This is a genomic window from Streptomyces crystallinus (assembly GCF_039521265.1).
GTDB classification, from domain to species: Bacteria; Actinomycetota; Actinomycetes; order Streptomycetales; family Streptomycetaceae; genus Streptomyces; species Streptomyces crystallinus.
Window position 1 is genome coordinate 84,839 of record NZ_BAAACA010000028.1, and the last position, 6,895, is coordinate 91,733.

At 71.8% G+C, this 6,895-nt stretch carries 6 protein-coding genes; 5 read left to right on the forward strand and 1 reads right to left on the reverse strand.

Features of this window, described 5'->3' with window-relative positions; all coding sequences use genetic code 11:
- Window positions 1–4: 4 nt before the first annotated feature.
- Window positions 5–1,153 carry an S-methyl-5-thioribose-1-phosphate isomerase gene (gene mtnA, locus ABD236_RS21690; RefSeq protein WP_344075674.1) on the reverse strand — a complete coding sequence of 383 codons (1,149 nt, stop codon included), beginning with the start codon at window positions 1,151–1,153 and terminating at the stop codon, window positions 5–7.
- Between the two features lie 155 nt (window positions 1,154–1,308).
- Here mtnA and ABD236_RS21695 point away from each other — a divergent pair, with 155 nt between their 5' ends.
- Genes ABD236_RS21695 through ABD236_RS21715 form a run of 5 tightly spaced genes read left to right on the forward strand, consistent with a single transcriptional unit; the run spans window position 1,309 to window position 6,762 of the window.
- Window positions 1,309–2,547, forward strand: coding sequence for a DUF7847 domain-containing protein (locus tag ABD236_RS21695; protein WP_344075676.1), 1,239 nt, complete (start codon window positions 1,309–1,311; stop codon window positions 2,545–2,547).
- Between the two features lie 4 nt (window positions 2,548–2,551).
- Window positions 2,552–3,268 (forward strand): DUF4129 domain-containing protein, encoded by a 717-nt coding sequence (locus ABD236_RS21700; RefSeq protein ID WP_425543922.1) that lies wholly within the window; start codon window positions 2,552–2,554, stop codon window positions 3,266–3,268.
- A complete protein-coding gene (locus ABD236_RS21705; protein WP_344075678.1) occupies window positions 3,265–4,461 on the forward strand; it encodes a DUF4350 domain-containing protein in 1,197 nt (398 codons plus the stop codon). The genes ABD236_RS21700 and ABD236_RS21705 overlap by 4 nt, the downstream gene beginning before the upstream one ends.
- The gene (locus ABD236_RS21710; RefSeq protein ID WP_344075681.1) at window positions 4,458–5,441 is read left to right on the forward strand and encodes an AAA family ATPase; all 984 of its coding nucleotides are present in this window, start codon (window positions 4,458–4,460) and stop codon (window positions 5,439–5,441) included. Before ABD236_RS21705 ends, ABD236_RS21710 begins: the two co-directional genes overlap by 4 nt.
- Before the next feature lie 10 nt (window positions 5,442–5,451).
- Window positions 5,452–6,762: a DUF58 domain-containing protein gene (locus tag ABD236_RS21715; protein WP_344075683.1), complete on the forward strand. Its 1,311-nt coding sequence runs from the start codon at window positions 5,452–5,454 to the stop codon at window positions 6,760–6,762.
- Window positions 6,763–6,895 lie beyond the last annotated feature (133 nt).

Sequence of the window (6,895 nt, forward strand, 5' to 3'; positions counted from 1 at the left end):
CCCATTAGCTAATCGTTACCTGGCGTGACCTGGCACACAGCTCTCTCAGACCGCCCCCGGTGACGGGCGAGAGAACACCTTCCTCGGTGACGATCGCCGTCACCAGCTCGGGGGGCGTCACATCGAACGCGGGGTTGTACGCCTGCGTCCCCAGCGGCGCCACGGGCAGCCCGCCGCCGGCCCCCCACCCCGCCGCAGGAGCCTGCGGTCCGGTGAGCTCCGTCACCTCCTGCCCGGGTCGCTGCTCGACCTCGATCGCCGCCCCGTCCGGGGTTTCCAGATCCACCGTCGTGACCGGCGCCACCACCACGAACGGCACATGGTGGTACTTGGCGAGCACGGCGAGCGGATAGCTCCCCACCTTGTTCGCCACCGACCCGTCGGCGGCGATCCGGTCGGCGCCGACCAGCACAGCGTCCACCTCCCCCGCCGCGAACAGTGAACCCGCAGCATTGTCGGTCAGCAGGCTGTACGCCATTCCGTTGCGCGCCGCCTCGTACGCGGTCAGTCTGGCTCCCTGGAGCAGCGGCCGCGTCTCGTCCACCCACAGCCGCCGCAGCCGGCCCGCCCGGTGCGCGGCCAGCGCGACCGCGAACGCGGTGCCCTCACCGCCGGAGACCAGCCGCCCGGTGTTGCAGTGCGTGAGCACCCGGTGGCTGCCGCCGGGCAGCAGCTCGTCGAGCAGGGCCAGGCCGTGCGCCGCCATCCTGGCACTGGCCTCCGCGTCCGCCCGGTGCAGGGCCCGCGCCGCGGCCAGCGCCGCCGCCCCGGCCTCCTGCGGACCCGCGCCCTTGTCGGCCGCCGCCTGATAGGCGCCCAGCGCCAGCCGCACCCCGTACCCGAGGTTCACCGCGGTGGGCCGCGCCGCCGCCAGCAGAGCGGCGGCCTCCCGCACGTCGTACCCGCGCACCCCCGCCAGCGCCACCCCGTACGCCCCCGCGATTCCCAGCAGTGGCGCCCCGCGGACGGCCAGCGTCTGGATGGCCCGCACCAGCGCCGGCACATCCGTGCAGACCAGCTCCACCTCCTCGGCCGGGAGCCGGGTCTGGTCGAGGAGCACCAGCACCGGCCCTTCCGGCGGCTCGTCCCAGCGAAGCTGTGCCAGTCCCTGCGGCTGGGAGCCCAGGGTGGATCGCACCTCGTGATCAGCCATCCGCCCAGTCTGCCCGGTGAGCCACCGACAATTGAAGGTGCCAACGAGATACGGGGGCCGGTCCACGGCCCGGGACCGCATGGCACGATGGCTGCCAACCCCAGGGAGCCGGCTCGCCGAGCTGGTCCCACGACCAATCCACGAGGTGGACGACCGTGAACGACTCTCCGGGCTGGGCCTCGCCCGGATCGGCCCCCTCCGACGGTGAGGACTCCGGCACGCCCCGGCAGCCCGAGCCCTCCGACCGGGCCCGCGCGTCCTCGCAGTGGTCCCGCAACCAGCCTCCGGCGGGCCAGTGGTCGCCTCCGGCCGCCACCCCGGGGCAGAGCACACCTCCGCCTCCGCCGGGCCGTCCTGGGCCCCAGCAGGGCGGTTGGGGCCCGCCTCCCGCTCCGGGCGGGCCATGGAACTCCGGATGGGGCCCGGCGCCCGCCGCCAAGCCCGGCGTCATCCCGCTCCGCCCCCTGGGCGTGGGCGAGATCCTCGACGGAGCGGTCTCGACGATGCGCGCCCACTGGCGCACGGTCCTGGGCCTCACCCTCACGGTCGCCGTGATCACGCAGATCGCGAACATCCTCGCCGAGCGCTACCTCCTGCCCGACCCGCCGGACATCGACCCGAACGCCACCGGCGCCGAGGCCGTGGACCAGCTCATGGACTCGCTGCGGTCGAGCATGCTCAGACTGCTGCCCATAGGTGTCCTCGGACTGATCGGGACGCTCTTCGTCACAGCGGTCCTCACCGTCGTCATCAGCCGCTCCGTCCTGGGGCGCCCTGTAACCCTGCGGGAAGCCTGGGCGGAGGCCCGGCCGAGGCTGCTGCCGCTGCTCGGCCTGCTGGTGCTGCTGCCGGTGATGGCAGGAGCGGTCGTCGGTATCGGCATCCTGCCCGGGGCGCTCATCGGATCCGACGCGGGTGCGGCCCTCGCCGGACTCGGCGGGCTCACCGCCTCCGTGGTCGTGATCTGGCTGCTCGTCCGGTTCAGCCTCGCCGCGCCCGCGCTGATGCTGGAACGCCAGAGCCTCCTCAAGTCCCTCCGCCGGTCCGCCAAGCTGGTGCGCGGCGCCTGGTGGCGGATCTTCGGCATCACGCTGCTGACGCTGCTCCTGACGTTCATCGTCTCGATGATCATCGGGATCCCGTTCACCGTGATCGGAACGCTCGTGGACGACGGCGGTGCCGGCAGCCTTTTCTCCGGGGACAGCTCCGACTTCGGCTGGCCGTTCCTGATCATCAGCGGGATCGGCGCCGTGATCGGCTCGGCGATCACCTACCCGATCTCCGCCGGTGTGGCCGCGCTGCTCTACGTCGACCAGCGCATCCGCCGCGAGGCCCTCGACCTCGATCTCGCCCGCGCCGCGAACCTGCCGGGCTACGAGACTCCCGGGAGCTGATGCGGTGTCCGCAACGGGGGGCACAACCATGGTGCGGCTGCTGGTCCGGGCGGCCGGCGAACCACCGGTGGACACTCCGCGCGTGCCCGCCCGCGAGGGGGCCCGGCGCGAACTGTCCAAGCCGATGTACCACGAGAACGACCCGAACCTCCTGGAGCGTGCCCTCAACCGCTTCTGGGACTGGGTCGGCGGCCTCTTCGACGCCGCCTCGGGCGCGGCCCCGGGCGGCGCGCTCGGCCTGGTCGCCATCGCCGTGTTCGTCCTGGCCCTGGTCGCCGCCCTGTGGTGGCGACTGGGCACCCCGACGCGCGCCGTCTCCACCGTCGGCACCGTCTTCGACGACCGTCCGCGCAGCGCCGCCGAGCACCGCGCAACGGCCGAGGCCCACGCCGCGGCCGGCCTCTGGACCCAGGCCGTCCAGGAACGGATGCGCGCGATCGTCCGCTCCCTAGAGGAGCGCGCCCTCCTCGATCCGCGCCCCGGCCGGACCGCCGACGAAGCCGCAGCCGAGGCAGGCCGCCCGCTGCCCGCCCACGCCGACCGACTCCGCGCCGCCGCCCGTGAGTTCGACGACGTCACGTACGGAGGCCGTACGGCCGACAAGACCGCGTACGACCGTCTGCGCGACCTCGACACCGATCTCGAACGTACGAAGCCGGATCTCAGCACTCTCAGCCAGCGCCCCACCGCGGCAGCGGCTGCCCGGGGAGGCGCCGAATGACCGGCACCGAGATCCCCGCGAAGACCGCCTCCACGTCCACCGATGCAACACCTCGGCAGATCTGGACGCGCACCCGTGGGCTGCTGCTCGCCACCGTGATCCTCGTGGCCGCCGGCATCGTCCTCGCCGCCACGCGCTCCGGCGATCAGCACGGCCGCCTCGACCCCCGCTCTGCGGACCGCTACGGCAGCCGCGCCATCGCCGAACTCCTTAAAAACCAGGGCGTCTCCACGCGCGTGGCCACCACCCTCGACGAAGCCACGCGGGCCACAGGGCCGGACTCGACCCTCCTGGTCACCGTCCCCGATCTGCTCACCGCCTCCCAGCAACAGCGCCTCCACGATGCCGCCACCAAGTCCGGCGGACGGACCGTGCTGCTTTCCCCCAGCTCGCCCTCCCTCTCCGTACTCGCCCCTGGCGTACGGGAGGAAGGCTCGTCCTCGGTCGACAACCGCGAGCCGAACTGCTCCCTGCCCCTGGCCGTCCGCGCCGGAAGCGCCGACACCGGAGGCATCCGCTACGCCGCCACCAGCAAGGCCGACGACGCCTGCTACCTCGCGGGCGGACTGCCCACCCTGCTGCGGATACAGGCCTCCTCCGGCGGCGACACCGTCCTGCTGGGCGCCCCGGACATCCTCTACAACCACCGTCTCGACAAGCAGGGCAACGCCTCGCTCGCCCTCCAACTCCTCGGCTCCCGCCCCCATCTGGTCTGGTACCTCCCCTCGCTCGGTGATGTCTCGGCCACCGATGGCGGTGACCGCAGCTTCTTCGACCTCATCCCATCCGGATGGCGCTGGGCCACCCTCCAGCTCACCCTCGCGGCCGCCCTCGCCGCCGTCTGGCGAGCGCGCCGCCTCGGCCCGCTGGTGACCGAGCAACTCCCGGTCGCCATCCGCGCGTCCGAGACCACCGAGGGCCGAGCCCGCCTCTACCGCAAGGCCAACGCCCGCGACCGCGCGGCCGACGCCCTGCGCTCGGCGACCCGCACTCGTCTCGCCCCCCTTCTGGGCGTGCCCGCCGCTTCGGCGCACGCGCCCGAACTCCTCGTCCCCGCCGTCTCCGCCCGGACCCCGTCCGCCGAACGGGACCCCCAGGTCCTGCTCTTCGGCCCGGCCCCGGCCGATGACGCCGCACTGGTCCGCCTCGCGGACGAACTCGACGCCCTCGAAAGAGAGGTACGCACCTCATGAGCGACCGAACCCCGGCGACCGCAGCGAACCCGGACAGCGCCCGCGCCTCCCTGGAGGCCCTGCGCGCCGAGATCGCCAAGGCCGTGGTCGGCCAGGACTCCGCCGTGACGGGCCTGGTCGTGGCCCTGCTCTGCCGTGGCCACGTCCTCCTGGAAGGCGTCCCCGGCGTCGCCAAGACACTGCTGGTGCGCTCGCTCGCCGCCTCACTCGAACTCGACACCAAGCGCGTCCAGTTCACCCCCGATCTGATGCCCAGTGATGTCACGGGCTCGCTGATCTACGACGCCCGCACCGCCGAGTTCTCCTTCCAGGCAGGCCCGGTGTTCACCAATCTGCTGCTCGCGGACGAGATCAACCGCACGCCCCCGAAGACCCAGTCCTCTCTCCTCGAGGCCATGGAGGAGCGTCAGGTCACGGTCGACGGCACGCCGCGCCCGCTTCCCGAGCCCTTCCTGGTCGCCGCGACGCAGAACCCCGTCGAGTACGAGGGCACGTACCCCCTGCCGGAAGCCCAGCTGGACCGCTTCCTGCTGAAGTTGACCGTGCCTCTGCCCTCGCGCGCGGACGAGATCAACGTCCTGGCCCGTCACGCCGAGGGCTTCAACCCTCGCGATCTCCAGGCAGCGGGAGTCCGTCCCGTCGCGGGTGCCGCCGACCTGGAAGCGGCTCGCGCCGCCGTAGCCAAGACCGCCGTCTCAGCGGAGATCACCGGCTATGTCGTCGATATCTGTCGTGCCACGCGTGAATCCCCCTCGCTCAGCCTCGGTGTCTCTCCCCGAGGCGCCACCGCCCTGCTCTCCACCGCTCGCGCCTGGGCCTGGCTCACGGGCCGGGACTATGTCATCCCCGACGACGTAAAGGCCTTGGCCCTCCCCACACTTCGCCATCGCATCCAGTTGCGTCCCGAGGCGGAGATGGAGGGCGTCACCGCCGACTCCGTCATCACCTCGGTGCTCGCCCACGTACCCGTCCCCCGCTGAGACGGCGATCGTGGCTCTCACCGGACGCGCTGCTCTGCTCGCTGCTCTCGGATCCGTCCCCGTTGGCGTATGGGCCCCGAGCTGGGCGGGAATGCTCGCGGTCAACGCCCCCCTCACACTCGCAATGATGTGCGACTACACCCTCGCCGCGCCAGTGCGAAAGCTTCAATTCACCCGAAACGGTGATACATCAGTTCGACTGGGTGACGCCGCGGAAGTCGTCCTCACCGTCACCAACCCCTCGGGCCGTCCGCTGCGGGCCCAGCTCCGCGACGCCTGGCCCCCCAGCAGCTGGCCCGCCGACGCCGAACAGGACGCCTCCCGGCATACGGTGACGGTCCCGGCCGGCGAACGCCGCCGCGTCACCACGGCCCTTCGCCCCACCCGCCGCGGTGACCGTCGCTCCCAGCAGATCACGGTCCGTTCCTACGGGCCGCTCGGTCTCGTCTCCCGGCAGGGCACCCATCACGCCCCCTGGACCGTACGCGTCCTGCCGCCGTTCACCAGCCGCAAACACCTGCCGTCCCGGCTGGCCCGGCTACGGGAACTGGACGGCCGTACCAGTGTGTTGACGCGGGGCGAAGGCACCGAGTTCGACAGCCTGCGCCCGTATGTCCCGGGCGACGACACCCGCTCCATCGACTGGCGCGCCACCGCCCGGCAGAACGCCGTGGCCATACGCACCTGGCGCCCCGAACGCGACCGTCACATCCTTGTCGTCCTCGATACAGGCCGTACGTCAGCGGGCCGCGTCGGTGACGTCCCCCGCCTGGACGCCGCCATGGACGCCTCCCTGCTACTGGCCGCGCTAGCGTCCCGCGCGGGCGACCGCGTCGACCTCCTTGCATACGACCGTCGCGTACGAGCACGGGTACAGGGCCGCTCCCAAAGCGAACTCCTGCCTTCTCTCGTCAACGCGATGGCACCGCTCGAACCCGAACTCGTAGAGACGGACACCCGAGGCTTGAGCGCCGCCGCGCTCGCCAATGCTCCTCGTCGCTCTCTGATCGTGCTCCTCACCAGCCTGGACGCGGCTCCGGTGGAGCAAGGCCTCCTGCCAGTCCTTCCTCAGCTCACTAAGCGCCATACGGTGGTGATCGCGGCGGTCGCCGACCCGCATATCAAGAAGATGGCGGAGGCGCGGGGCACGGTGGACGCCGTTTACGGAGCCGCCGCTGCCAGCCGCACCCAGGAACAACGTCGCCGCACGGCTGAACAACTCATGCGCCATGGAGTTACCGTCGTGGACGCCACTCCCGATGATCTTGCTCCGGCGTTGGCCGACGCCTATCTGGAACTGAAGGCCGCGGGGCGGCTCTGATCTGATCCTGCGCCGGAGTGGTTAGTGACCCGGCCGTCCCGTCGCGTTCCCGTGCGTGGGCGTATGGGTCCTGAACGCAAAAATGCCTCAACCCCCGGCCCAAAAGGGCACGGGGGTTGAGGCTAAAAATTGT

What these genes read in the sequence shown, in the direction of transcription:
- mtnA (WP_344075674.1), bottom strand. Translation starts at nt 1,153, where the DNA reads ATGGCTGATCACGAGGTGCGATCCACCCTGGGCTCCCAGCCGCAGGGA.
- ABD236_RS21705 (WP_344075678.1), top strand. Translation starts at nt 3,265, where the DNA reads ATGACCGGCACCGAGATCCCCGCGAAGACCGCCTCCACGTCCACCGAT.
- ABD236_RS21710 (WP_344075681.1), top strand. Translation starts at nt 4,458, where the DNA reads ATGAGCGACCGAACCCCGGCGACCGCAGCGAACCCGGACAGCGCCCGC.